The sequence below is a fragment of the Streptomyces sp. NBC_01363 genome, assembly GCF_026340595.1.
Taxonomy (GTDB): Bacteria; Actinomycetota; Actinomycetes; order Streptomycetales; family Streptomycetaceae; genus Streptomyces.
This window is the reverse complement of record NZ_JAPEPF010000001.1, coordinates 1,134,349-1,155,070: the sequence shown is the minus strand read 5'-3', so window position 1 is coordinate 1,155,070 and position 20,722 is coordinate 1,134,349. Positions and strand designations below refer to the sequence as shown.

Here is a 20,722-nt window from a genome sequence, read left to right as displayed (position 1 = left end):
GTGGCGGCCCTTCGGACGGGCGATATGTTGGCTGATATGACCGCCCCCACGCATGGCCCCGACGGCCCCGACGGCCCCGACGACCCGGACGGCCTCTCCGACAGGGACCGTGCCGTGCTCGCCGTCGAACGGCAGTCGTGGTCCGGCCCCGGGGCGAAGGAGCGGGCGATCCGCGAACAGCTGGGCATCTCGCCCACCCGCTACTACCAGCTCCTGAACGCCCTGCTCGACGACCGCCGCGCACTGGCGGAGGACCCGGTGACGGTCAACCGCCTCCGCCGGGTGAGGGACGCGAGACGCGAACGCCGCTGAGGCCGGAGTACGGGGCGGCGCGGCGCTGGGACCGGCGCCCGCTCAGCAGGAGACGGTGATCAGGACGGGCTCCGCGGTGCCGGTGGCACGGAGCGCCTCGACGAAGACCTCCGTGGTCCAGGCCGCCGCGTCCAGGGACCACACCGGCACCCGGCAGCGGAAGGCCAGGGCCCGGCGCATCCCTTCGGTCTGCACCTTCCCGGTCGGCGACCGGGACAGACCCGGGAGGTTCACGGCGGTGCTCTCCGGCTCGACGGCCATCCGGCCGTAGGCGCACGCCAGCGCCTCGTCGCGGACGCGCCCGCCTCGGCCCGGCAGCCCCGCCTCGCGGCCCGACACGGTCACGGTGATGTCCCTGGCCGCGCCCGGATCGGCCAGCTCGTACCAATGCGCGGCGTACAGCAGAGCCGCGGCGGGATCCGGCGCCAGATGCACCGGTGCCACGGTGTGTACTCCGGTGACCCGGACGTCGCCCACCTGCCGCAGCACATCGCCGAGGACCGTCGCCACCGGCAGTACGGGCAGTCGCTGCCGGTTCAGGCGGGAGGACACGTCCACCTGGAGCCGACCGATCTCCCGGACACGCCCGTCCTGCGTCCAGTCCTCCCCCGCGTCGTTGTGCCCCCACCGGCTTCCGCCGAGCTCCATGCCGGCGCCCAGCAGGGTGCTGCTCCACCCGTAGGCCTCGGCCCGGTTCACCGCCAGGCCGAAGACATCGACGTCTTCGGCCTCCGAGGCGTCCTCGGCCACGTCGGAATCAGAATCCGAGGTGTCCTCGGGTACGCCGGACTCCGAGCCGTCCTCGGGCGGTGTGAGCCAGGGATGCCGGGTGAGGACTCCGTGCACGCCCATGAGCAGGGTCGCATCCCGCACCGCATCACCCATTGCCTCTCCCTACACACCCGCGCCGCAGTTGGAGGTCATCGTGGCAGTGACGGCCTTCTCCGGGGAGTCGGCCTCGCCGATGACGTCCACGTCGATCAGGCTCCGCCACTGCGTCTTCTTCCGGCCCTCGCAGGTCTTACGGGCGTTGGCCCGATGGGTGCTGCTCGCCTTGGAACCGGTCGCCCTGATCGCTGTCCGCACCCCATGGGCACCACACGCCAGGTCGGGACCGTTCGTCCGTTCGATGCCTCATGCGCGCGTGGCGGCCGGCTGCTCCTCGCCCGTCACGCCGCGGGCGAGCCGGCTCCGGGCCCGCCGCTATAGGCTCGCCCCATGGGCAGCAACCCCGAAGCACCCACACCGAGCGAAACCCCGTCCGCGCTCCCGACTCCCACCACCCCGGCCGGTCAAGAGGCCCTCGCCGCGATCCTCGCCCGCCCCGACCGCGCCGTCGTCGCGCTCGATTTCGACGGCACCCTCGCCGACATCGTCCCGGACCCGGAGCAGGCCCGCGCCCACCCCGACGCCGTCGCGGCCCTTGCCGCGCTGGCCCCGAAGGTGGCCTCCATCGCCGTGATCACCGGCCGCCCGGCGGGCGTCGCGGTCCGGCACGGCGGCTTCGCCGGAGTGCCCGGCCTGGACCACCTCGTCGTCCTCGGCCACTACGGCGCCGAACGCTGGGACGCCGTGTCCGGCACCGTCCACGCCCCCGCCCCGCACCCCGGCATCGCCGCGGTCCGCGCCGAGCTCCCGGGCGTGCTGGACCGGGCCGGCTCGTGGCACGGCACCTGGATCGAGGAGAAGGGCCGGGCGATTGCCGTCCACACCCGCCGGGCCGCCGATCCGCAGGCCGCGTTCGAGGCGCTGAGCGGCCCGCTCGGCGAGCTCGCCGCCCGGCACGGACTGATCGTCGAGCCGGGCCGGCTGGTCCTGGAGCTGCGCCCGCCGGGCATGGACAAGGGCGTGGCGCTCGCCCAGTACGTACGGGAGACGGACGCCGAGTCCGTGCTGTACGCGGGCGACGACCTCGGCGACCTCGCCGCGTACGCCGCGGTGGAGAAGCTCCGCACCGAGGGCCCCGACGGCATCCCCGGACTGCTGGTCTGCAGCGGCAGCGCGGAGGTGCCCGAACTGGCCGAGCGGGCCGACCTGCTGCTGGCCGGACCGGGCGACGTCGTCGCCTTCCTGGCCGGGCTGGCCCGGCGGATCTGACACCCCGGGCGGCTCACTCCCGCCGCAGCGCGTCCAACTGGTCCAGGAACCACTGCTGCGGCGGCAGCGCGACCGCCGCCGCGGCCAGGCGTTCCGTGCGCGCGGCCCGTTCGTCCTCCGCCATCGTCAGCGCCTCGTGCAGCGCCGTCGCCGTCGCCGAGACGTCGTACGGGTTCACCACGACCGCGTCGCTGCCCAGCTCCTCGTACGCCCCCGCCTCCCGCGACAGCACCAGCGCGCAGCCGTGGTCGGAGACGACCGGGATCTCCTTGGCGACCAGGTTCATGCCGTCCCGGATCGGGTTGACGAGCGCCACGTCGGCCAGCCGGTACGCGGCGAGCGAGCGGGCGAAGTCGTCCTTGACGTGCAGCACGACCGGCGTCCAGCCCTCCGTGCCGTACACGGCGTTGATCTCGTCGGCGACCCGTCGCACCTCGGCCGTGTAGTCGCGGTACACCGCGAGGTCCTGCCGGGAGGGGTACGCGAAGGCGACATGGACGACGCGTCCGCGCCATTCGGGCCGCTCGTCCAGGAGCGCGCGGTACGCGAACAGGCCGCGCACGATGTTCTTGGACAGTTCCGTTCGGTCCACCCGTACGATCGTCCTCCGGCCGGGGCCGGTCTGCTCGCGCAGCGCCGCCATCCGCTCGTCCACATCGGCCTCGTGCGCCCGGCGGCGCAGGAAGTCCCCGTCCGCGCCGAGCCCGTGCACCCCGATCCTGGTACGCCCGGTGCCGCCCAGGATCTGGGTGCAGCAGCCGATGAACGCGTCCGCCCAGCGCCGGGTCAGGAACGCCGCCCGGTCCGCGCCCAGGATGCCGTGCAGCAGCTGTTCGGCGATGTCGTCGGGGAGCAGCCGGAAGTAGTCGACGGGTGCCCACGGGGTGTGCGAGAAGTGGCCGATGCGCAGATCGGGACGGAGCTCGCGGAGCATGCCCGGCACCAGCGCCAGGTGGTAGTCCTGCACCAGCACCGCGGCGCCCTGCTCCGCCTCCTCGGCGAGCGCCTCGGCGAAGGCCCGGTTGTAGGTCTCGAACGACGCCCACTGCCGCCGGAACTCCGCGTCGAAGACCGGCTCCAGCGGCGTCTGGTACAGCATGTGGTGGACGAACCAGAGCACCGAGTTCGCGATGCCGTTGTACGCGTCGGCGTGCACGTCCGCGTCGATGTCGAGCATCCGTACGCCCGGCTCACCGACCCCGCGCCGGACCGCCTCTCGGTCCCCGTCACCCAGCGCCGCGCACACCCACAGCTTGTCGTCGACGGCGCTCAGCCCGGAGACGAGCCCGCCGCCGCCCCGCTTCGCGTCGAGCGATCCGTCCGTGCCCAGGGTGTACGACACCGGGCCGCGGTTGGAGGCGACGAGGACCTGGGCGGAGGGCCGGACAGGAGGCTGGGCTTCGTGCGCGGAGACCATGTTGCGGAATCTAGCCCGATCACGAACCGCCCAAACGTGCGAAGTCAGGCCACGTCAGGCCGCGCGGCGCGAAACGTACTCCTCGATCTCGCACATCGGGGACCGCTCCTCGGTGTCCACGGCATGGGTGCGCGGTACGAAGCCGTTCGCGCCGCGCTCGAACTGGGTGAGCGCCGGGCGTACCAGGTGGCCGCGGGACAACCGCAGTTGCGCGGTCCGGTAGATCGCCGCCGCCATCCGGCCGAGCGCCTGCCCGTCCTGGTGCCGGTGCTTGCGCACCCCCACGTCGACCTGGGCCAGCGCGTCCAGCCCCACCGTGTGCAGCGCGTCGACCAGCAGGCCCAGCTCCACGCCGTAGCCGACGGGGAAGGGCAGCCGTTCGAGCAGGGAGCGGCGCACGGCGTACTCGCCGCCCAGCGGCTGGACGAAACCGGCCAGCTGCGGCCAGTGCAGATTGAGCAGCGGACGGGCCACCAGCTCGGTCACGCGACCGCCCTGACCCGCCGTGTCACCGAAGGGGCGGTCGTACATCGCCTTCACGAACTGCACGTCCGGGTCGGTCAGCAGCGGGCCGACGATGCCGGAGACGAAGTCCGCCGAGAAGTCCTTCAGATCGGCGTCGATGAAGCACACGATGTCACCGCCGGTCACCAGGAGCGAGCGCCACAGCACCTCGCCCTTGCCGGGCACGGCCGGTATCCGGGGGAGTATCGCGTCCCGGTGCACCACCCGGGCGCCGGCCTCCCGGGCCACCTTCGCGGTGTCGTCCGTGGAACCGGAATCGATCACCACGAGCTCGTCGACCAGCCGGACCTTCTCCATCAGCTCGCGCCGGATCGTCGCGACGATCTCGCCGACCGTCGCCTCCTCGTTCAGCGCGGGCAGTACGACACTGACGCTTCCGCGGCCCGCTTCCCCGGCCGTGGCCCTGGCGGCCAGGAGGCGGTCCAACGGGCGGTCGGCGGCCGACCAGGAACGCCTGGCCAGCCAGCATTCGACCTCTTCCAGCACGGTCGATACTCCCTGTATGTGATCCATCTCGCGGTTCGGACGACTATCTCAACAGTCCGGTGCTTCGGTTACAGTCTTGAACAACGCGGACGACCATCGCATGCCGGGGTCCGTCCGCCGATAAATGCCCGGATCGAAGATCCGGTGCCACAGCGCTCATCCAGAGGGACTGAGGGAACGGCCCGTTGAAGTCCCGGCAACCCCCCCGCCGACCGTGAGGTCAGGTGGGGAAGGTGCCAATTCCGTCTCGTGGCGAAACGCGCCGCGAGGAAGATGAGGAGAAAGGGCCTCGCCACCATGGCTGCGCAGACCGTTGCAGTAAGCACCGATTCTTCCGCCGACGCTGACGCCAACGCCGAAGCCGTCGACCTCGGTCCCGCCTCGGGCCTTTCCTGCCGCGAGTGCGGCGAGCGTTTCGAACTCGGCCCCATTTTCGCCTGCGCGTCCTGTTTCGGGCCGCTCGAAGTCGCGTACGACCTGCCGAGCGGCTCCCCCGAAGAGCTGAAGAAGCGCATCGAGGCCGGACCGGCCAACATCTGGCGCTACGCGCCGCTGCTGCCGGTCCCCGCCGATGTCGCCGAGAAGCCGAACCTGAACCCCGGCTGGACCAAGCTCGTCCAGGCCGACAACCTCGCCCGTGAGCTCGGCGTCGAGCAGGGCAAGCTGTTCGTCAAGGACGACTCCGGCAACCCCACGCACTCCTTCAAGGACCGCGTCGTCGCCCAGGCCATCGAGGCCGCCCGCGCCTTCGGCTTCACCACCCTCTCCTGCTCCTCCACCGGCAACCTCGCCGGTGCCGTCGGCGCCGCCGCCGCCCGCGCCGGCTTCCGCTCCTGCGTGTTCATCCCGCACGACCTGGAGCAGGGCAAGGTCGTCATGGCCGCGGTGTACGGCGGTGAGCTGGTCGGCATCGAGGGCAACTACGACGACGTCAACCGCTTCTGCTCCGAGCTCATCGGCGACCCGCTCGGCGAGGGCTGGGGCTTCGTCAACGTCAACCTGCGTCCGTACTACGGCGAGGGCTCCAAGACCCTGGCGTACGAGATCTGCGAGCAGCTCGGCTGGCAGCTCCCGGACCAGCTGGTCATCCCGATCGCGTCCGGCTCGCAGTTCACCAAGATCGACAAGGGCCTCCAGGAGCTGATCAAGCTCGGTCTGGTCGAGGACAAGCCGTACAAGCTCTTCGGCGCCCAGGCCGAGGGCTGCTCGCCGGTCTCGGTCGCGTACAAGGGCGGCCACGACGTCGTCCGGCCGCAGAAGCCGAACACGATCGCCAAGTCCCTCGCCATCGGCAACCCGGCCGACGGCCCGTACGTCCTGGACATCGCCCGCCGCACCGGCGGCGCCGTGGAGGACGTGAACGACGAGCAGGTCGTCGACGCGATCAAGCTGCTGGCGCGCACCGAGGGCATCTTCGCGGAGACGGCGGGCGGTGTGACGGTCGGCGTGACGAAGAAGCTCATCGAGGCCGGTCTGATCGACCCGTCGCTGACCACCGTCGTACTCAACACGGGTGACGGCCTCAAGACCCTCGACGCGGTGGCCGACACTTCTCAGGCGACCGCGACGATCCGTCCCAGCCTGGACGCGTTCCGCGCCGCCGGCCTCGCCACCAGCTGACCACCCGAGACTTCAGGAAGGGCACCCACCATGAGCGTCAAGGTCCGCATCCCCACCATCCTCCGCACCTACACGGGCGGCCAGGCCGAGGTCCCGGCCGAGGGCTCGACCCTCTCCCAGGTCATCGAGTCCCTGGAGCAGAACCACCCGGGCATCGCCGCCCGCGTCCTGGACGACCAGGGCAAGCTGCGCCGCTTCGTGAACGTGTACGTCAACGACGACGACGTGCGCTTCGAGGGAGGCCTGGAGGCGGCCACGCCGGACGGCGCCGGCATCTCGATCATCCCGGCCGTGGCCGGCGGCTGCTGACGCCCCGTCCGACCGCACCGCGTAATCGAATTGCCCTCTCCGTGTTTGAAACGGAGGGGGCAATTCTGCATGGTTGAGCGCGGTACAGTGTGGGAAGTCCCCCCAGCTGCCCGTGCCGCCCGCATACGAGAATGCGCCCGGCCACGACAAGATGCAGCCAAAGTGCGCGATCCGCTTGAGGCATAAGTCGCCTTTGCCTGGCCCGACTTGCCCAGGATTCATATGAATTCCGCATATCCGGGCGTTCGGTTCTGCCGAGAATTCTCGTCCGATTGACCTGTTGCAGAGGGCAGTTGGGCAGATACATTCAGCCGCGGTCGACGCGTTCCGGCGCACCCACCCTCTCCTGTCGGAGGGTGAGTTCTGACCCGGGTCCGCGAAGTGCGGTCCTGCGCAAGGGCCAGTAATAGGGGAGTTAGGCATGGCTCAGGGCACCGTCAAGTGGTTCAACGCGGAGAAGGGGTACGGCTTCATCGCGGTCGACGGTGGTGCGGATGTTTTCGTCCACTACAGCGCGATCCAGATGGACGGATACCGCACCCTCGAAGAGGGTCAGCGAGTTGAATTCGAGATCTCGCAGGGCCAGAAGGGGCCGCAGGCAGACATGGTCAAGCTCGCCGTCGGCTGAGTTCGAGCGGTCGGCCAACGACGCCACTCACGCACTGCACTCACGCACTGAGGGCCCGTACCCCGGGGGTACGGGCCCTCAGTGCGTCCCGCGTGTGCCGTGCATGCCTCCCGCGGGCGGCGTGCGTGCCTCCCGTGCGTGCCGTGTCTGCCTCCTGCGCGCCCCGGCGCGGTGTCCACATCCCGAGGGGGACGCTTGCACTCTCGGGGGTCGAGTGCTAATCATTGGCGTTAGCACTCTCCAGGTGAGAGTGACAGAACTTGGACCGGGCCGGTGAGGCCCGCAGGTCGGTGGGGCAAGGAACCACCGGTCACGCAGGCCGTCCGTCGCGGGCGCCACTCGGTCCGGAGAAATCCACCCCTGTCCGGGAGGACCACTTCACATGGCCAAGATCATCGCGTTCGACGAGGAGGCCCGGCGCGGTCTCGAGCGCGGCATGAACCAGCTCGCCGACGCCGTCAAGGTCACCCTTGGCCCCAAGGGTCGCAACGTCGTCCTTGAGAAGAAGTGGGGCGCCCCCACGATCACCAACGATGGTGTTTCCATCGCCAAGGAGATCGAGCTGGAGGACCCGTACGAGAAGATCGGTGCGGAGCTGGTCAAGGAGGTCGCCAAGAAGACGGACGACGTCGCCGGCGACGGTACGACCACCGCCACCGTTCTCGCCCAGGCTCTCGTCCGCGAGGGTCTGCGCAACGTCGCCGCGGGTGCCAACCCGATGGCCCTCAAGCGGGGCATCGAGAAGGCCGTCGAGGCCGTCTCCGCCGCCCTCCTGGAGCAGGCCAAGGACGTGGAGACCAAGGAGCAGATCGCTTCGACGGCCTCCATCTCCGCCGCCGACACCCAGATCGGCGAGCTCATCGCCGAGGCCATGGACAAGGTCGGCAAGGAAGGCGTCATCACCGTCGAGGAGTCCCAGACCTTCGGTCTGGAGCTGGAGCTCACCGAAGGTATGCGCTTCGACAAGGGCTACATCTCGGCGTACTTCGCCACCGACATGGAGCGCATGGAGTCGTCCCTCGACGACCCGTACATCCTGATCGTCAACTCCAAGGTCAGCAACGTGAAGGACCTCCTTCCGCTGCTGGAGAAGGTCATGCAGTCCGGCAAGCCGCTGCTGATCATCGCCGAGGACGTCGAGGGCGAGGCCCTGTCGACCCTGGTCGTCAACAAGATCCGTGGCACCTTCAAGTCCGTCGCCGTCAAGGCCCCGGGCTTCGGTGACCGCCGCAAGGCCATGCTCGGCGACATCGCCATCCTCACCGGTGGCACCGTCATCTCCGAAGAGGTCGGCCTCAAGCTGGAGAACGCCGGTCTCGACCTGCTCGGCCGCGCCCGCAAGGTCGTCATCACCAAGGACGAGACGACGATCGTCGACGGTGCCGGTGACAGCGACCAGGTCCAGGGTCGCGTCAACCAGATCCGCGCCGAGATCGAGAACTCCGACTCGGACTACGACCGCGAGAAGCTCCAGGAGCGCCTCGCGAAGCTGGCCGGCGGCGTGGCCGTCATCAAGGCCGGTGCCGCGACCGAGGTCGAGCTCAAGGAGCGCAAGCACCGCATCGAGGACGCGGTGCGCAACGCCAAGGCCGCCGTCGAGGAGGGCATCGTCGCCGGTGGTGGCGTGGCTCTGCTCCAGGCCTCGGCCGTCTTCGAGAAGCTGGAGCTCTCGGGTGACGAGGCGACCGGCGCCAACGCCGTCAAGCTGGCGCTGGAGGCCCCGCTCAAGCAGATCGCCGTCAACGGTGGTCTCGAGGGCGGCGTCGTCGTCGAGAAGGTGCGCAACCTGGCCGTCGGCCACGGTCTGAACGCCGCGACCGGCGAGTACGTCGACATGATCGCCGAGGGCATCCTCGACCCGGCGAAGGTCACGCGTTCCGCCCTGCAGAACGCCGCGTCCATCGCCGCGCTGTTCCTCACCACCGAGGCCGTCATCGCCGACAAGCCGGAGAAGGCCGCCGCGGCCGCTCCGGGCGGCATGCCGGGCGGTGACATGGACTTCTGATCCTGACGGATCGGTAGTTCCTGTACAGCTTTGCCGCGTCGGGCCCCTGGACCAGCTGGTCCAGGGGCCCGATGTCGTTTCCGGGGCTAACGGTGCCTGTGCGCCCGGGTACGAGGCGTGCGGCGAACCGGTCCGGTTGGCGTCACCATCGGCCTTCCAGCCGCGGCTCCCCGTGTGCGTGCGGTGGACGCACCCACGATGCCCGCCGGAGCATCGTGGGCGCGTGATACCGCGGCCCCCATTCCGTCGTGGGCGTCCGGCTCCCGGTATGACGGGGTGTCGGGCGTCGTGACGCTCCCGCCCGCCGACCCGCGCTACGGCAGGCGGTCGAGCAGCCAGGTGCTGAGTTCCTCCGTCACGAGGGTGTGTGCCTCGTTCCGGGAGGCGAGCTTGAACTCGTCCAGCCCGCTCTCGTCCTCCGGGAGCGAGGAGATGTCCGCGTACAGCTCCTCGTCCGTGTCCAGATCGCGGATGTCCACCGCGCTGACCGCCGGCACGAAGCAGTGCGACCGGATGCGTACGTCGGTCTTGAAGCCGAGGAACGGGCTCAGGGCGTTGAGCCCGTCGGCGAGGATGCCGAAGCCTTCCAGCGAGCCGCCGGGTGCGCCGTCGATCGAGGGGAGTCCGTTCGTACGCACCTCGTTGGTCTTCAGCGTCACCACGCGCAGCTTCGCGACGAGTTCGTCGGGGCCCGGCGCCTGGGTGTAGAGCTTGGTCCCCACGATCGACAGGCCCTTGCCCTCCAGGGCCAGTTCGCCCGCCCGCACATCGGTGCCGGTGCCGTCGGCCACGCCGTTGGCGACACCGATCCGCCGGGGCCGCTGCGGCCATTCGCCGACGGCCGCCATCTCGGCCAGGAACGCGGCGCGCTCGTCGCTCTGGTCCGGTGTGTCGTCCCACTTCGCGATGTGCCGCCACAGCAGCTGGCGGGCGGCCGGGCTGTTGATCTGGTCGGAGAACCGGCTGTCGAGATCCTTGATGTAGTGCGCGAACGCCTGGAGCCCGATCGGGATCCAGGCGCCTCGGTGCGGGCTGTCGTACGAGAAGTACAGAGCGGTCTGGTGGTCGATGCGATCGGTCTCCATCCTGGCCAGCGCATGCCTGGTGACGAGCCCGCCCATGCTGAACCCGCCGACGGTCAGCGGTGTGTCGCCGAGCCGCTCCGCGATGGCCCGCGCGATCACGGCCTGCGCGGTCCGGGAGTTGTCCAGAATCGACGCGCTGCGCTCGTGGAAGCCGAGAAGGATGACGTCATGGCCACGGCGGCGCAGCTCGCTGATGAGCGCGTAGTCACCGAACTCCATGATCTGCCAGGAGAATTCCAGCTCGCTCGGCCCCGTGCTGAAGCCGTCGGCGAAGATGACCGGCCGTACGAGACCGGTGTTCCCCTCGCCGTAGTAGACCCAGGCGGTACCGCCCGGCAGATCCCACACGGTGCTGGGCGGCAGCGGAAGGGATCCGGGCCTCTCGGCGTCCAGGCGGGGGCCGGGCGCCAGGGCGATGGGGGGCTTGTCGCGGAGTCCGGAGACGATCTGCTCGTGGGACGGTTCGGACATGATTCGTTCCCCTTTGGGGCGATTGATTACGATGCGCGCCAAGAGGAACACGCAACGTAGTCACCGGCTAGGGAAAGCGGATCAAACCACCCCCAGGTGGGAGCCGGTTTCGGACACCGGGCCCGGCTTTCCGCCTTCTCGGGTCAGCGCGACTTCGGCCGCACGGACCGGCGGGCAAGTCCAGCCCGTACGTCGTTCATCCGGCCGCGTACGCCGTCCGCCGGTACGGCTCCGCCGGGCCCGGCGGGTACGGCGACCGATTCACCCCGGCATGGCCTGCACCGGCCGCCGGTCAGGGCCTCCGTGCTGCCCGGCGAGCGGCACTCGCTGCATTCGAGGGTGCGCAACACCGTTCGCTGTTGTGCCGGAGCGACTCGTTCGGGTGGCATCTTGTCGGTGAGCCGTCTGTGGACGAGGGCCGCCGGGTGGTGGACGGGGGCGGGCAGCCCGTCGGTGAGGGCGTGCAGCAGCTCCGCCTCCGTGGCGCCTCGCTCGAACCAGTCGGTGACCTGCGGCTCCAGCGCCGCGCAGTCCGCCGCCGACAGCGTGAGCGTGGGTGCGGTACGGCCCAGCGCGGCGAGAAGTGCGAACGCGCGGGAACGAGTGGGGCGTTGGGGCCGTTCGGGCGGTACGTCGCCCCGGGTGAACGCCGCCCACCACTCGTCGTCCCGGGCGGTCCGGGAGAAGAACGTCCGGGTCACCCAGAGCAGCACCTCGTCGTTGGCGACACACTCGCTGCCGCGCCGCAGATGCCCGGCGTCCCGCAGCCGGTTGAGGGCGGTCCGCAGTGCGCACTGCCCGTACGGGAGCACCTTGGCCAGCGTCTTCACGGAGATGTCGGCGCCCTCGGGCAGCCGGTCGAGGTACGCGGCGATGGACGCCTCGCGAGGCGGGAGGTGCGCGAAATCGCGCTCGGTGCGGGGGAGTTGCGAGGGTGCGGAACGCTTGCCGTAACCCGGATTGGCCATCGGGTGCGGGGCCGGGGGCGTGGGCAGGGATACGTGCGGTGCGCACGGGGCGGCACTAAGCTGGCTGTCAGCCATTAGATCGCTCCTGACGATCGAAGTGGTCAGGCCCCTGTTTGGTGTTCCACCACCGGCAGGGGCCGTTCTGCGTTTTGCGTTGTTCTGCGTTTCTGCGACGTTCTGTATTCGGCACGCTAGAGCGTCGCCACCGTCCGTGGCAAGTCGGTCACGAAAAGTCAACTCGCCGCTCGGGGTGGGTGGGTGGGAAGTGGCCCACCTCCCATTCCTCGCAAAGAGCGCTCGGACTTCGCGGCTTGAGCTCCGGGGCGAATGTCCCTGGCAGGAGGGGGCGCGTGTGGTAATTCGAATGCGCCGGATGCGCTCCGAATGCGCCGCTGCTGACGGGGTGGAGCTGTTGGGGCGCGATGCGGGAATCGAGGAAAGGGCGGCGGGCTCCTGTGATCTTGAGTGCCGGGCCGATCGGGCCCGAACCGCCCCCCGCTCAACTCGTACGAGGAGTCCCGTGCGTATCCGATCCATCCTGTCGCTGGCCGCGTCCGCCGTCGCGGTCCTGGCGCTCGCCACCCCCTCCCAGGCCGCCGACGACGGCGCCTACCTCATCCGTGACGCGCGCAGCGGTCAGTGTCTCGCGGGCGGCGAAGGCCCGCTCGGCGGCCATGTCGAGCCGTGCAACCCCGGCACCGTGTGGGAGATCCGCAACCAGGGCAACGGCCTGGCCCGGATCGTCGAGGCGCGCGGCGAAGGCCGCTGCCTCGCGCTCTCGCCGATCCGGATCTACCCGCCGGTGGTATGGGTGGACCGGTGCGGCAACCAGCCCGACGAGTGGTCGATCCAGGGCCCGGACGGCGGCGCGCCGGTGGCTATCGCCCTCGGCCGGGGCGAGCTCGGCTATCTGACCACGGAGGGTGACCGTGCGGTCATTCTCCCCGACGGCAGGCCCCAGTGGTTCCTGCAGCGGCTCGGCTAGTCCGCCGCACATTCCGTGACCGGGTCCGGGGCTTGAGCTCCGGGCCCGGTCACGTTTCTGTCGGGCGTTGCGCCTGGCGGAGGTCCGGCGCGTGAGAGGGCGCGGCGCTGTGCCGACCGCACCTCGGGACCACTCGATGCGGTGAACATCACGGAGAGTAATGGTTTCGGCAGGATCGCTCTGACTACGATCTGTAATCAAGCAACCGTGGACTCGGATATTTTGGTGCCCCCGTCGATGCTGCCGAAGGGCGCCCGGCCGGACAGTTCCACACTCCTCCTGACAAGCAGCCCGGATCCGGCGGTCGTGCGCGAGGTGCTCGACGGTATCGGAGGGATCGCGCCCACCGTCCGTGTCGATCTGGTGGGTACCAACGTCGAGGGCATGCAGCAGATCGCGGTCGTCAAGGCGCTGCTCGGAGCCGGGATGGTGTTGGGGCTGGTGATCGGTGTCGCGGCCTATCTGGTGTCCGTGACCGACCGGGCCGTCGAACGCAGAGCTCAGGTCACCGCTCTCTCCCTGCTCGGCGCGCGCCCTCGGACGCTGCGTGCGGTGCAGTGTGCTCAGGTGGTGTTGCCGCTGGTGGTGGGGCTGCTGCTTGCGCTGGTGACGGGGAAGCTCACCGAGTCCAGCCATCTGATCACCGGGGGCGGCGCGGTGTTCTGGGACGGGGAGGGCGTTCCGCTGTTGTTGTTCTCGGCGTTGGGTGTGGTGGTGGTCGCGGCGGTCGGGGCGTTGCCGTTGGTGGGGCGGCGGGTGAATCCCGAGCTGATCCGGCGGGACTGATCCGTGGTCCGGGGCCCGCGTGGTTCGGGGGGCCCGGTGTGCGGGGAAAGGCAGGAACTGCCTCTCCTTGTTCCGGCACACCGGGCAGAGTGGGGCGGGGCAGGTCAGTCCCGGCGGGGGCCGATGACCGTGGTTCCGTCGTGCACGGTGATCGCCAGGGCCGGGCAGATGTCGGCGGCGTCCAGGACCCGTTCGTCCGGCTCGATCCCGTCGGCCCGCGCGCGGGCGTGCTCACCGTCCAGGGCGAACACCTCGGGGACGGTCCCGGCGCACATGCCCGATCCCTGGCAGAGCTGGGGGTCGACGCGTACGTTCCAGGTCATGGCGGTCACCACTCCACCGGCATGACGCGCGGGCCGCGCACCAGCATCTCGGACTTCCAGGTCACGTCGCCGGCCAGGCGCAGTTCCGGGAAGCGGGTGATGAGGGCGGACAGCGCCTCCTGGAGTTCCAGCCGGGCCAGCGGGGCGCCCAGGCAGTGGTGGACCCCGTGGCCGAATCCGAGGTGCTGGTTGCCCTCGCGGGCGATGTCGAGCACGCCCGGGGCGGCGAACCGCAGCGCGTCGCGGTTGGCGGCGCCGACGGCGACCAGGACCGGGCTGCCCGAGCGGACGAGGGTTCCGCCGACCTCGATGTCCTCGGTGGCGTAACGGGGTTGGCCGGCGCCGCTGCCCAGGGGCACGAAGCGGAGCAGCTCCTCCACCGCGTTCGGGACGAGCTCGGGCTCGGCCCTGAGCCTGGCCAGCTGGTCCGGGTGGTCGAGGAGGGTGAGGACGAAGTTGGGGATCTGGGACGCGGTGGTCTCGTGTCCCGCGACCAGGATGCCCACGCACAGATCGATGAGTTCGAGCTCCGAGAGCCGGTCGCCGCCGTCGCGGGCCTCGATGAGCGCCGTCATCAGGTCGTCCTGCGGCGACCGGCGGTGCTGGTCGATCAACCCGGCCATGTAGGCGCGCAGTTCCTCCCGACTTGCGTCGAACTCCTCGGCGGTGAGCGAGCTGGTCGACAGTGCGTCGTCGCTCCACACACGGAAGCGCGGCCGGTCCTCGGTGGGGACGCCCAGCATGCGGCAGATCACGGCGACCGGCAGCGGCAGCGCGAACAGGTCGACCAGGTCGGCGGGTGGCCCGGCGGTTTCCAGCTCGTCGAGGAGGCCGGCGGTCAGTTCCCGGACCTGGGGGCGCAGCTTCTCGACCTGGCGGACGGTGAACGCCTTGGCGACCAGGGAGCGCAGCCGGGTGTGGTCGGGCGGGTCCATGCCGAGGATGCCGCCGTTGCGCTGCCCCTCGGACTGCCGGGGCTCGTCGTGCGAGGCGGCCGCGGCCCGGCTGAAGCGCTGGTCGCCGAGGACCAGCCGGGCGTCGGCGTAACGGGTGACGAGCCAGGCCGGTTCGCCGTACGGCATCTGGACCTGTAAGAGGCCCGCCCGGTCACGGACGCCCTCGTAGGCATCGGCGAGCTGGAGTCCGTCGGGGGTGTTGAAGGGGTAGGAGAGGGGTGCGACATCTGCTGTGGTCACTGCGGCCTCCCGGATGTAAGCAGCTGCTTACAACGGTAGGAGCGGCCCTCGGGAGCAGTCAACAACGCTTTATGGCCGTTATCCTGACGGGCCGTCCGAGAGGAATGCCACCATGGAACCCGGTTCCGCACCGCCGTCCGAAGAGCGCCGCAGGGACGCCGCGGCCACCCGTCGCCGGTTGCTGGAGGCGGCCCGCGACCTGTTCGCGGAGCGGGGCTACGAGGGGGCGACGGTCCGGAGCATCGCGGCGCGCGCCGGGGTCAATCAGGCCCTGCTGTTCCGGTATTTCGGCTCGAAACGGGGTTTGCTGACGGAGGTCGTCGCGCTGGGCGGGCTGGAGCAGTTGCAGGCGACGCCGCCCGAGGAGCTTTTCGAGACTGCCCTGCGCTCGATGCTGACCCATAGCGCGGAGGGGGCGGAGGACCGTTCCCTGGAGGTCTATCTGCGGTCGGTCGGGCGGGGCGACGAGGCGGCCGGAACCTTGCGGGAGCTGGGGGAGGAGTACCAGAGCGCGCTGGCCGGGCTCTCCAGTGCCCCGGACGGTGCGCTGCGCGCGGATCTCGCCATGGCCTGGCTGCTGGGGATCGGCCTGATGCGGACGGTCGTCGCGCGGGAACCCCTGGCCGGCGCCGAGCCGGACGAGGTCTGCCGCCTTGTGCTCGGCACGCTCAGCCATCTCTGGTCCCCACCGCAGTAGGGGAGGGCGCTCGGGGGAGACGAGGTTTCGGCGCTACGGTGTCGTCCGCCCGGCCCGGGGCGTGAGCAGGTGGCGGTCGGCGAAGTCCAGGTAGCGGCCCCAGTCGTACGGGGTGATCCGGGGCGAGGTCGCCGCAGTAGACGGTGGCCAGCCCGTACCCCCGGGCGATCATGGTCCGTACCGGCCATCGGGTCCGCTCCGCACCCCGGCCCGCCGCCGTCGCCCGGCGGCCGGTCAGGCCCTTGTCGGGCCGCTCCGGAACCCACCCCTCGGCGAGCGAGATCGCGGGATCGGGGTCGCGGCGCACGTCCGGGCCAGGGGCCCGAGCGTCGGGCCCGGGACTTGAGCCCCGGGCCCGGCACAGCGGTTGTCGCGCCTCGGCGGTCGTCCTGCTCTCAGCGGTTGTTGTGTTCGAAGTCGGCGAAGGCCGTCTCCTGACGCCACTCGGTCGCCGCCTTCGGGTTGGCGGCGAGGTAGCGGGCGCAGCGCGTGCTCGGGTGCTCGGTGCCCGGACGGTTGCCCAGGCAGGCGGAGGCCGGGCGGTAGCCGGACGGGGCGGAACCGGTGGCCCACAGGCTGCGGCCGTTGCGGAACGCGTACTCCAGCGAGGCGCGGGCCAGGTCCTTCAGCTCGACGTAGCTGAGGCCGTACGTCTTGGCCGCGTACTGGTACTCGTGGCTGATGTCGATACGGGAGACGCCCGGGTCGTCGGTGGCCAGCACGATCGGGACACCGTAGCGGCGGTAGGCGTTGAACGGGTGGTCGTCGCCCGCGATGCCGAGGATCTGCTTGTTGCTGGAGAACGGCACCTCGACGGCCACCTTGCGCCGAGCCATCGTCCGGGCCAGCTGCCGCCAGTCGTCCTCGTGGACCAGGTCCACGCCGTGGCCGATGCGCTCGGCCCCGGCGACGAGTACGGCTTCGCGGATGTGGAAGGTCAGGTCCTCGGGCTTGACCAGGCCGGGGGCCAGCTCACCGGCGTGCAGGGTGAGGTGGGAGTCCGGGTACTGGCCGCGCAGGTACTTCAGCATCCGCATCTGGAGGCTGTAGTTGGCCAGCGCGCTCTCGCCGTCCTCGGGCTGTACGAGGTTGACCGCGACGAACCTCGGGTCGCGCTCCGCCAGCCGCATGCCGACCGCCATCTGCGTGAACACCCGCACCGGGGAACTGCCCCGGGACACCTGGGAGATCCACCTGACGGGGAGCCTGCAGCCCGGGGCGGGGCGGGCGGTGTCGCAGTGCGCTGCCGCCCGGAACTGCACGTCGGTGTCGTCGGCCTCCTGGACCGCCTCGTCCACCACCCGGTCGAGCTGACCGCCCGCCACGAGCTTGCGGTGGAGGGCGGCCAGGTCGGCGTCGTAGCCCACCTTGTCGGCGAGCTTCTTGCTGCTGTCCGACGCCGGGGTGACCAGGGTCTCCAGGTAGAACTGGTTTTGCTCGACCACGGTGTTGGCCACATTGGCGAGCATCTTGCCGCGGGTGTACGCGGTGGCCAGCCCGAACTTGCCGAACGTGTCGAAGAAGTGGTCGTGCCCGGACTGGTCGGCCGGGAAGTCCTGCATGGACCAGGCCCGCACGATCCGCTGCCGGAACGCGGCGTCGTGCTGCGCGTCGATCGCGGGCCTCGTGCCCGGCCCGCACGGCGGCGCCACGGCCGTGTCCGTCGCGTCGATGCACAGCCCGTTCTCGCCCGCGAGCTTGATCAGGTACTCGGTGGTGACCGCCCCCGACAGGTGGTTGTGGAGGTCGCCTCCCTTGGGCAGCGCCTTGAAGAAGGCCTTCAGCTTCGCCGGCCTGCCCTGCAACGAGGCGAGGTGCGCGGTGGTCCTGGCCTCGGCAGGGGTGACGACACGGGGCAGCGCCTGAGCGGTTGGCCGGGGCGCCGGCTCCTTCGCGGGGGCGGCGGCGGCCGGGATCGCCGGAAGCAGAGTCAGTACGGCGAGCGCGCCGAACCCGGCCGTGCGCAGCGACTTGGGACGGTGTGCCGTCCGAAATGTTGAGATCACCGCCGAATGATCGCGTTCGAAGAGACCATTCTTCACCCAAATCGCATGTATGGCCTGAAACCTCCACCCAATCGAGCGATTCGCGCCCTTCTTTCCCCGTTCCCCGGGGTGTGTGCCAAACGCCCTGTGCCGTGGGGTAGTTGGAGCGACCGTGTCCCACTGGGAGGAAAGTACTTTCCTCCCTGGAAAGTAGATGCCAGGATGAGGGGGTAGGCAGTTCAGGCAGTGATGAGCAGGCCCGGGAGAGCACGATGGCACCGCAGGAGAACACCCCCGCCCGTCCGGGTGACACAGCCGTGTCCGCCGACTTCGCGGCCGAGGCTCTGCAAGGCATAGACACGGCCAGGGAGCGGGCCCGTCTCACGGCCGGGTTGACTCCCGCCTGGTACGGCCCCGCGGCGGGCGCGGCCCTGATCGTTCCCGCCCTCGTCGATGCATGGGCCCGGGGGCGGGGTGGCTGGGCGGTGCTCCTGTCCCTGCTGATCGCCTTTGCGGGCCTGGGCGTGCTGCTGGTGCTCGTCAACGTCGTCAGGCGCAGCTCGGGAGTGAGGGTGACGCTGCCCTGGTCCGCGCGTCTGCGCCGGGTCGGGGTCCCGCTCCTGGTCCTTCTCGCCGCGGGCGGTGCGGCGTACGGGCTGTGCCGCCAGTTCGGGGCTGATCAGGCGGTCGGCAAGGTCGCGATGTTCGTGGTCCTGGGGCTGGGCGTCTGGGTGGTGTTCGTCGCGCGGAACGCGTCGATCAGGCAGAAGCTCCAGGTGGCCGGATGACCGCCGCCGCCACGCCGGACGGGCCTGCGATCGACGCGGCGATCAACCACCCCACCCGGCTGGCGGTCGTCGCCTTCCTCTCGGCGTGCGACGAGGCCGAGTTCGCCACCGTGCGCAGTAGCTGCCAGGTGTCCGACTCGATGCTCAGCAAGATCGCCTCTGCCCTGGAGGGGATCGGATACCTCGCCATCCGCAAGGGTTACGTCGGCAAGCGCCCCCGTACCTGGCTCTCGCTCACCCCTGCCGGGCAGCAGGCCCTGGCCCTGCATGTCGCGGCGCTCCAGGGCATCGCTGCCACGGCCCGGCGAGCGGGCGCGGACGTAGGCGCGGACGCGGAGGCTAGGCGTTCTTGAGGTCCGCGACGAAAGACGTCCAGGCGGCGGCCCGGAACACGAGCGTCGGGCCCTCGGTCACCTTGGAGTCCCGCACGGGGACGATGCCGGGGTGGCCGTCGCCGACTTCGAGGCAGTTGCCGCCGCTGCCGTCGCTGTACATGGACTTCCGCCAGGTCGCGACTTCGAGGCAGTTGCCGCCCTCGCCGCCACTGCAGGAGGACTTGTGCCAGGCGGCTGCGGACAGGTCGTAGTCAGAACTGCTGATCTTCATGGGCGTAATCCTCCGCCACCGACTCGACAAGGGCCAGGGACAATTCCGGTGACAACGCGCTGGCCGCGAGCAGATCGTAGGTCAGTGCGTAGCGGGCGACAGGAGCCGGATCGTCAAGCAGTTGGCCCGACCCGAGGCCGTCCAGATAGGCCAGCGGGGGTGCGTCGGGGAACGACATCAACTTCAGACCGCCGCCCATGGCGGCGTGCGCTCCCTCGCTGAACGGCAGCACCTGCACGATGACCCGGTGCTGGCGCATCAATGACGTCAGGTGTCGCAGCGCCTCTGCCATCACCGCGAAGCCGCCTACGGCTCGTCGCAGCACCGCCTCGTCCAGAACCGTTCACAACTGCGGCGTTGTTGGATGGGTGAGGAGCTGACCACGCTCCAGCCGCGCCGCCACCAGGTCGTCGATCTCCTCCTCCGGCGCGGTCGGCTGGTACGCGCGGAACACTGCCCTCGCGTACGCCTCCGTCTGCAACAGGCCAGGGATCAGTAGGGGCGCGTACTCCCTGATCGCCTTCGCGACCGCCTCCGCATCGGCCGCTTCCGCGAAGTGGTCCGGGTACTTCGACTTCTTCAGGGCGGCGCAGTTGCGGACGAAGAACCCGTCCGCCCCCAGGATCTCGTCCAGCTTCTGGGCCTGGTCCAGCTGCATCCGGCGCGTACCGGACTCCAATTGTCCGATGAAGGAACCGCTCACGAACAGCGGGAGCCCCAACTCCTCCCGCGAGAGGCCCGCGCACTCCCTCCGGTGGCGGAGTTCGGCACCGAGCAGGGCGCGTGGCGAGGAGGAGGGATCGAGTCTCTTGGGACCCGGCATGACAACTCCCTGTGACACATGTGCGGTTGTTGGTTCTGCGCCTCTTCCAGGCTAACGGCGCGTTGGACACGCTGGGTATGCATTGTCATTACTCAGCGTGGAAAGGAATGGGTCATGACGATCAAGGAACGGCGCAGGGTGACGGAGTGCAGAGTGCGGGCAGCGGAGGATGCGGTGGCGCGGCTGAAGGAGGGTTTCTCGGGGGTCGGGATCACGTTGCCGTCGTTGCGGATCGACCCGGTGTCGTGTGCGGGGAGCGACCCGGTGTCGCCGCTGGTCGACCTCGGCCGGTGCAACCTCGACACGGTGCTGCGGCTGAGCGTGGTGCTGGAGGCGCAGGGACAGGCGGGCCATGACGGGTGAGGGCCGTGAGCCGTGCGAGCCGGAGCCGGGGTCGTTCGCGGTGGACACCAGGGACGGGCGGGTGGGGCGCGTGATGGGGAACGTCGGACCGTACGTACAACTGCGGGCGCCGGGGGGTGGGGCGGAGTGGGAATGTCCGCCGGAGTCGGTGCGTCCGGCTCCACTGGGGGAGGTGCTGCGGGCCCGGGTCCGGGAAGTCAACAGGGAGGGGAGGCTGCCGTGACGGTGTCGGGACGCCGGGTGTGAC

23 protein-coding genes, 1 pseudogene and 1 riboswitch are annotated in these 20,722 nt (G+C 70.3%); of the genes and pseudogenes, 13 read left to right on the top strand and 11 right to left on the bottom strand.

Annotation, left to right across the window (positions count from 1 at the left end; genetic code table 11):
• Positions 1-36: 36 nt before the first annotated feature.
• Entirely contained in the window at positions 37-312 is a 276-nt protein-coding gene (locus OG611_RS05430; RefSeq protein WP_266416072.1) for a DUF3263 domain-containing protein, read from the top strand.
• A gap of 42 nt (positions 313-354) precedes the next feature.
• On the opposite strand, the gene OG611_RS05425 is transcribed toward OG611_RS05430, so the two are convergent.
• Entirely contained in the window at positions 355-1,197 is an 843-nt protein-coding gene (locus OG611_RS05425; protein ID WP_266416071.1) for a hypothetical protein, read from the bottom strand.
• A gap of 9 nt (positions 1,198-1,206) precedes the next feature.
• On the bottom strand, positions 1,207-1,398 hold the full coding sequence (locus OG611_RS05420) for a hypothetical protein (protein ID WP_266416069.1): 192 nt from the start codon (positions 1,396-1,398) through the stop codon (positions 1,207-1,209).
• Between the two features lie 132 nt (positions 1,399-1,530).
• Between OG611_RS05420 and otsB the strand changes: the two genes are divergently transcribed.
• Positions 1,531-2,409 (top strand): trehalose-phosphatase, encoded by an 879-nt coding sequence (gene otsB / locus OG611_RS05415; RefSeq protein ID WP_266416068.1) that lies wholly within the window; start codon positions 1,531-1,533, stop codon positions 2,407-2,409.
• Between the two features lie 13 nt (positions 2,410-2,422).
• Here otsB and OG611_RS05410 read toward each other — a convergent pair whose 3' ends face one another.
• Positions 2,423-3,826: a trehalose-6-phosphate synthase gene (locus tag OG611_RS05410; RefSeq protein WP_266416067.1), complete on the bottom strand. Its 1,404-nt coding sequence runs from the start codon at positions 3,824-3,826 to the stop codon at positions 2,423-2,425.
• 54 nt (positions 3,827-3,880) lie between these two features.
• Positions 3,881-4,837, bottom strand: coding sequence for a glucosyl-3-phosphoglycerate synthase (locus OG611_RS05405; protein WP_266425558.1), 957 nt, complete (start codon positions 4,835-4,837; stop codon positions 3,881-3,883).
• A 153-nt stretch (positions 4,838-4,990) separates the two neighbouring features.
• Positions 4,991-5,117: riboswitch (SAM riboswitch) on the top strand.
• 17 nt (positions 5,118-5,134) lie between these two features.
• Here OG611_RS05405 and thrC point away from each other — a divergent pair.
• From thrC to groL, 4 genes are all read left to right on the top strand, one after another.
• Positions 5,135-6,457: a threonine synthase gene (gene thrC / locus OG611_RS05400; RefSeq protein ID WP_266416066.1), complete on the top strand. Its 1,323-nt coding sequence runs from the start codon at positions 5,135-5,137 to the stop codon at positions 6,455-6,457.
• Positions 6,458-6,487: 30 nt separating this feature from the next.
• A complete protein-coding gene (locus tag OG611_RS05395) occupies positions 6,488-6,766 on the top strand; it encodes a MoaD/ThiS family protein (protein WP_093895830.1) in 279 nt (92 codons plus the stop codon).
• Positions 6,767-7,187: 421 nt separating this feature from the next.
• The gene (locus OG611_RS05390) at positions 7,188-7,394 is read left to right on the top strand and encodes a cold-shock protein (RefSeq protein ID WP_003967346.1); all 207 of its coding nucleotides are present in this window, start codon (positions 7,188-7,190) and stop codon (positions 7,392-7,394) included.
• 382 nt (positions 7,395-7,776) lie between these two features.
• Complete coding sequence (gene groL, locus OG611_RS05385) at positions 7,777-9,399, top strand: chaperonin GroEL (RefSeq protein ID WP_072487928.1); 1,623 nt, start codon at positions 7,777-7,779, stop codon at positions 9,397-9,399.
• A 314-nt stretch (positions 9,400-9,713) separates the two neighbouring features.
• Here groL and OG611_RS05380 read toward each other — a convergent pair whose 3' ends face one another.
• Entirely contained in the window at positions 9,714-10,955 is a 1,242-nt protein-coding gene (locus OG611_RS05380; protein ID WP_266416064.1) for a triacylglycerol lipase, read from the bottom strand.
• A gap of 143 nt (positions 10,956-11,098) precedes the next feature.
• Complete coding sequence (locus tag OG611_RS05375) at positions 11,099-11,923, bottom strand: hypothetical protein (protein WP_266425556.1); 825 nt, start codon at positions 11,921-11,923, stop codon at positions 11,099-11,101.
• A gap of 520 nt (positions 11,924-12,443) precedes the next feature.
• Here OG611_RS05375 and OG611_RS05370 point away from each other — a divergent pair.
• Together OG611_RS05370 and OG611_RS05365 are read left to right on the top strand one after the other, a co-directional pair.
• Positions 12,444-12,908: an RICIN domain-containing protein gene (locus tag OG611_RS05370; RefSeq protein WP_266416062.1), complete on the top strand. Its 465-nt coding sequence runs from the start codon at positions 12,444-12,446 to the stop codon at positions 12,906-12,908.
• 141 nt (positions 12,909-13,049) lie between these two features.
• On the top strand, positions 13,050-13,694 hold the full coding sequence (locus OG611_RS05365; protein WP_266416060.1) for a hypothetical protein: 645 nt from the start codon (positions 13,050-13,052) through the stop codon (positions 13,692-13,694).
• Between the two features lie 104 nt (positions 13,695-13,798).
• On the opposite strand, the gene OG611_RS05360 is transcribed toward OG611_RS05365, so the two are convergent.
• Together OG611_RS05360 and OG611_RS05355 are read right to left on the bottom strand one after the other, a co-directional pair.
• A complete protein-coding gene (locus OG611_RS05360; RefSeq protein WP_266416058.1) occupies positions 13,799-14,017 on the bottom strand; it encodes a ferredoxin in 219 nt (72 codons plus the stop codon).
• Between the two features lie 5 nt (positions 14,018-14,022).
• Positions 14,023-15,213, bottom strand: a complete 1,191-nt coding sequence (locus OG611_RS05355; RefSeq protein ID WP_266416056.1) for a cytochrome P450 — start codon at positions 15,211-15,213, stop codon at positions 14,023-14,025.
• A 112-nt stretch (positions 15,214-15,325) separates the two neighbouring features.
• Here OG611_RS05355 and OG611_RS05350 point away from each other — a divergent pair, with 112 nt between their 5' ends.
• Positions 15,326-15,910 carry a TetR/AcrR family transcriptional regulator gene (locus OG611_RS05350; protein WP_266416054.1) on the top strand — a complete coding sequence of 195 codons (585 nt, stop codon included), beginning with the start codon at positions 15,326-15,328 and terminating at the stop codon, positions 15,908-15,910.
• A 395-nt stretch (positions 15,911-16,305) separates the two neighbouring features.
• On the opposite strand, the gene OG611_RS05345 is transcribed toward OG611_RS05350, so the two are convergent.
• Positions 16,306-17,916, bottom strand: coding sequence for an adenosine deaminase (locus OG611_RS05345; protein WP_266416052.1), 1,611 nt, complete (start codon positions 17,914-17,916; stop codon positions 16,306-16,308).
• Positions 17,917-18,167: 251 nt separating this feature from the next.
• Between OG611_RS05345 and OG611_RS05340 the strand changes: the two genes are divergently transcribed.
• Positions 18,168-18,683 (top strand): hypothetical protein, encoded by a 516-nt coding sequence (locus OG611_RS05340; RefSeq protein ID WP_266416049.1) that lies wholly within the window; start codon positions 18,168-18,170, stop codon positions 18,681-18,683.
• A complete protein-coding gene (locus OG611_RS05335; protein ID WP_266416047.1) occupies positions 18,680-19,036 on the top strand; it encodes a transcriptional regulator in 357 nt (118 codons plus the stop codon). Before OG611_RS05340 ends, OG611_RS05335 begins: the two co-directional genes overlap by 4 nt.
• Here the strand turns inward: OG611_RS05335 and OG611_RS05330 are convergent.
• Positions 19,023-19,289: a DUF397 domain-containing protein gene (locus tag OG611_RS05330; protein ID WP_266416045.1), complete on the bottom strand. Its 267-nt coding sequence runs from the start codon at positions 19,287-19,289 to the stop codon at positions 19,023-19,025. The two genes, OG611_RS05335 and OG611_RS05330, sit on opposite strands and share 14 nt — an antisense overlap.
• Positions 19,270-20,112, bottom strand: a pseudogene (locus OG611_RS05325) (Scr1 family TA system antitoxin-like transcriptional regulator). Before OG611_RS05325 ends, OG611_RS05330 begins: the two are co-directional and overlap by 20 nt.
• 114 nt (positions 20,113-20,226) lie before the next feature.
• Between OG611_RS05325 and OG611_RS05320 the strand changes: the two are divergent.
• On the top strand, positions 20,227-20,475 hold the full coding sequence (locus OG611_RS05320) for a hypothetical protein (protein ID WP_266416043.1): 249 nt from the start codon (positions 20,227-20,229) through the stop codon (positions 20,473-20,475).
• Positions 20,465-20,698 carry a hypothetical protein gene (locus tag OG611_RS05315; RefSeq protein ID WP_266416041.1) on the top strand — a complete coding sequence of 78 codons (234 nt, stop codon included), beginning with the start codon at positions 20,465-20,467 and terminating at the stop codon, positions 20,696-20,698. The genes OG611_RS05320 and OG611_RS05315 overlap by 11 nt, the downstream gene beginning before the upstream one ends.
• Positions 20,699-20,722 lie beyond the last annotated feature (24 nt).

Bases quoted from the DNA above. Each gene is read 5' to 3' on its own strand.
- OG611_RS05430 (WP_266416072.1), top strand. From the start codon at position 37: ATGACCGCCCCCACGCATGGCCCCGACGGCCCCGACGGCCCCGACGAC.
- OG611_RS05425 (WP_266416071.1), bottom strand. From the start codon at position 1,197: ATGGGTGATGCGGTGCGGGATGCGACCCTGCTCATGGGCGTGCACGGA.
- otsB (WP_266416068.1), top strand. From the start codon at position 1,531: ATGGGCAGCAACCCCGAAGCACCCACACCGAGCGAAACCCCGTCCGCG.
- OG611_RS05410 (WP_266416067.1), bottom strand. From the start codon at position 3,826: ATGGTCTCCGCGCACGAAGCCCAGCCTCCTGTCCGGCCCTCCGCCCAG.
- thrC (WP_266416066.1), top strand. From the start codon at position 5,135: ATGGCTGCGCAGACCGTTGCAGTAAGCACCGATTCTTCCGCCGACGCT.
- OG611_RS05395 (WP_093895830.1), top strand. From the start codon at position 6,488: ATGAGCGTCAAGGTCCGCATCCCCACCATCCTCCGCACCTACACGGGC.
- OG611_RS05390 (WP_003967346.1), top strand. From the start codon at position 7,188: ATGGCTCAGGGCACCGTCAAGTGGTTCAACGCGGAGAAGGGGTACGGC.
- groL (WP_072487928.1), top strand. From the start codon at position 7,777: ATGGCCAAGATCATCGCGTTCGACGAGGAGGCCCGGCGCGGTCTCGAG.
- OG611_RS05380 (WP_266416064.1), bottom strand. From the start codon at position 10,955: ATGTCCGAACCGTCCCACGAGCAGATCGTCTCCGGACTCCGCGACAAG.
- OG611_RS05375 (WP_266425556.1), bottom strand. From the start codon at position 11,923: ATGGCCAATCCGGGTTACGGCAAGCGTTCCGCACCCTCGCAACTCCCC.
- OG611_RS05360 (WP_266416058.1), bottom strand. From the start codon at position 14,017: ATGACCTGGAACGTACGCGTCGACCCCCAGCTCTGCCAGGGATCGGGC.
- OG611_RS05350 (WP_266416054.1), top strand. From the start codon at position 15,326: ATGGAACCCGGTTCCGCACCGCCGTCCGAAGAGCGCCGCAGGGACGCC.
- OG611_RS05340 (WP_266416049.1), top strand. From the start codon at position 18,168: ATGGCACCGCAGGAGAACACCCCCGCCCGTCCGGGTGACACAGCCGTG.
- OG611_RS05335 (WP_266416047.1), top strand. From the start codon at position 18,680: ATGACCGCCGCCGCCACGCCGGACGGGCCTGCGATCGACGCGGCGATC.
- OG611_RS05330 (WP_266416045.1), bottom strand. From the start codon at position 19,289: ATGAAGATCAGCAGTTCTGACTACGACCTGTCCGCAGCCGCCTGGCAC.
- OG611_RS05320 (WP_266416043.1), top strand. From the start codon at position 20,227: ATGACGATCAAGGAACGGCGCAGGGTGACGGAGTGCAGAGTGCGGGCA.
- OG611_RS05315 (WP_266416041.1), top strand. From the start codon at position 20,465: ATGACGGGTGAGGGCCGTGAGCCGTGCGAGCCGGAGCCGGGGTCGTTC.